Annotated in this window: 2 protein-coding genes; one reads left to right on the top strand and one right to left on the bottom strand. The window is 62.0% G+C overall.

What is annotated here, in order from left to right:
* A partial coding sequence (locus ACJWXQ_RS01690) for an Rne/Rng family ribonuclease (RefSeq protein WP_406672023.1) occupies nt 1–1,395 on the bottom strand: 1,395 nt, incomplete at its 3' end.
* A gap of 481 nt (nt 1,396–1,876) precedes the next feature.
* Between ACJWXQ_RS01690 and ACJWXQ_RS01695 the strand changes: the two genes are divergently transcribed.
* A partial coding sequence (locus tag ACJWXQ_RS01695; RefSeq protein WP_406672024.1) for an RluA family pseudouridine synthase occupies nt 1,877–2,634 on the top strand: 758 nt, incomplete at its 3' end.

Genomic DNA, 2,634 nt, shown 5'->3' on the forward strand with positions numbered 1-2,634 from the left:
ACGCTGTTCCACTTCCGCGATCCGGTCACGCTTTTCATTGAGCAGGAAGGTGCCCACCTCGACCGGAAGCTGTGCCACGACGCGGGCGGTGTTCTCCTTCATGGCCTCTTCTTCGAGGATGCGGAGGATGGACAGGGCAAGGGAGTCAACACTGCGAATTCGACCATCACCCTTGCATCGAGGGCAGATTTCCTGACTGGATTCACCCAGTGAAGGCTGCAGCCGTTGGCGGGACATTTCCAGAAGCCCGAAACGGGAGATGCGGCTGACCTGGACCCGGGCACGATCCATCTTCAGCGCCTCGCGCAGGCGGTTCTCCACTTCCTTCTGGTGCTTCATGGGGCCCATGTCGATGAAATCGATCACCACCAGGCCACCAAGGTCACGGATCCGCAGCTGACGGGCGATCTCGTCGGCGGCTTCCAGGTTGGTGTTGAGGGCCGTTTCCTCGATGTCACCGCCCTTGGTCGCCCGCGCCGAGTTGATGTCGATGGCGGTCAGGGCCTCGGTATGGTCCAGCACCACCGAGCCACCCGAGGGCAGACGGACTTCGCGGGTGAAAGCTGATTCAATCTGGCTTTCAATCTGGTAGCGGGTGAACAGCGGGACTTCGTCGTCGTAGAACTTGAGCTTGCCCAGGTTATGGGGCATGACCTGGGACATGAAGTCGTGGGCCTGCTTATAGATCTCCTGGCTATCCACCAGAATCTCGCCCACATCCGTGCGCAGGTAGTCCCGGATGCAGCGGATGATGACATTGCTTTCCTGGTAGATCAGGAACGGTGCCTTGCGTTCGCCGGCAGCCTGCTCCAGGGCAGTCCAGACCTGGAGGAGGTAATCCAGGTCCCATTGCAGTTCTTCGGTGGTCCGGCCCACGCCGGCAGTGCGCACGATCACGCCCATGCCATTGGGAATGTTGAGATTGCGCATGGCCTCGCGCACCTGGGTCCGGTCTTCGCCCTCGATCCGGCGGGATACGCCACCGGCGCGGGGGTTGTTGGGCATCAGCACCAGGAAGCGCCCGGCCAGGCTGATGAAGGTGGTCAGTGCGGCGCCCTTGTTGCCGCGTTCTTCCTTGTCCACCTGGACCACGACTTCCTGGCCTTCCACCACCGCGTCCTTGATGTTGACGCGGCCAGGGCTGTCCGCCGCACCTTCCTTGAAATAGGAGCGGGAGATTTCCTTTAAGGGGAGGAAGCCGTGACGCTGGGCGCCAAAATCGACGAAGGCGGCTTCAAGGCTGGGTTCGACGCGGGTGATTCGGCCTTTGTAGACGTTGGCCTTTTTCTGTTCCCGGGCCAGTACTTCGATATCGAGGTCGTAGAGTCTCTGGCCGTCCACCATGGCCACGCGCAACTCTTCCGGTTGAGTTGCGTTGATCAGCATTCTCTTCATGAAAAAATCCCACTAGCGCTCAACCAGCCGCTGGCAGGGTCATGAAAGGCCGTTGTCGTGGACAGGTTCTTCTGGTCTGGAATGAAGAGGGCGCCGCCAATCTCTCGTAGCAGTGGTGGCTGCCTGAAATCCTGCCATTCATCACTCGGCGCTTCCTGACCATGCTCGAGGCATGGGAGCGCGTTTTCGAGTCGTCCATCCACGGGCCGTGCCCGGAACGGTCGAGCGATGAAAACGATGGAGCCGCGACCATTCTGGGCCGGCCGACTCCCCCTGATAGCTCTGCATTGAGAGCTGACGATACTGTTCCTTGCCGCACGGCACTCTGAAGCCGTGCTGGGATTCGTCGCCTGGGGTCCGGATAACCGGATCCTGTCTTGCCCTTTAGGCCCTCACGGAGCCGCGTGTTTGTGGGCGAACGAACCGCTCCGGTAATATAACAGTCCACCCCCATATACTCAATCTAAGGAATCGCTGACTCATGTCGGAAGGCCCAAGGCTGCTGGAAGCCGGTGAAGAGGATGCCGGGCAGCGCATCGATAATTATCTGCGCCGCGTCCTCAAGGGCGTCCCCAAGGGCCTGATCTACCGTCTGCTGAGAACCGGACAGGTCCGGGTCAACCGGCGCCGCACCAAACCCCATTACCGCCTGGAGGCGGGCGATTCGGTGCGAATCCCGCCGGTGAGCGGTCGCAGTACGCGGGCCGGCAAGGTGCCGGAGCGGCTGCAGTCGCGTCTGGGCGATCGGATTCTCTACGAGGACGACCGTCTGATCATCATCAACAAGCCTTCCGGGGTGCCGGTCCATGGCGGCAGTGGCCTGCATTTCGGTCTGATTGACGCCCTGCGTCAGGCCCGGCCTGATGCCCGCTATCTGGAACTGGCCCATCGTCTGGATCGGGAGACCAGCGGCTGTCTCATCATTGCCAAGCGCCGCTCCACGCTCCGCCGTCTGCATGCCGCCCTGCGCGCCAATCGGGTGGAGAAGCGCTACCTGGCCCTGGTTCGTGGACAGTGGGCCAAGGCCTGCACCGTGGATGCCCCGTTGGCCCGCAGTCACCGTGACAGCGGTGAGAACCGGGTGTTCGTGAGCGAGAGTGGCAAGCCCTCGCGTACCGATTTCCGACCCCTGCGACACTATCCGGTGGCCGGCCAGCCGGGATGGACACTGGTGGAAGCCCGTCTGCACACCGGACGCACCCATCAGGTCAGAGTGCATGCATCCAGTCGCGGCCACCC

The organism is Natronospira sp. (genome assembly GCF_007134575.1).
Lineage (GTDB): Bacteria > Pseudomonadota > Gammaproteobacteria > Natronospirales > Natronospiraceae > Natronospira > Natronospira elongata.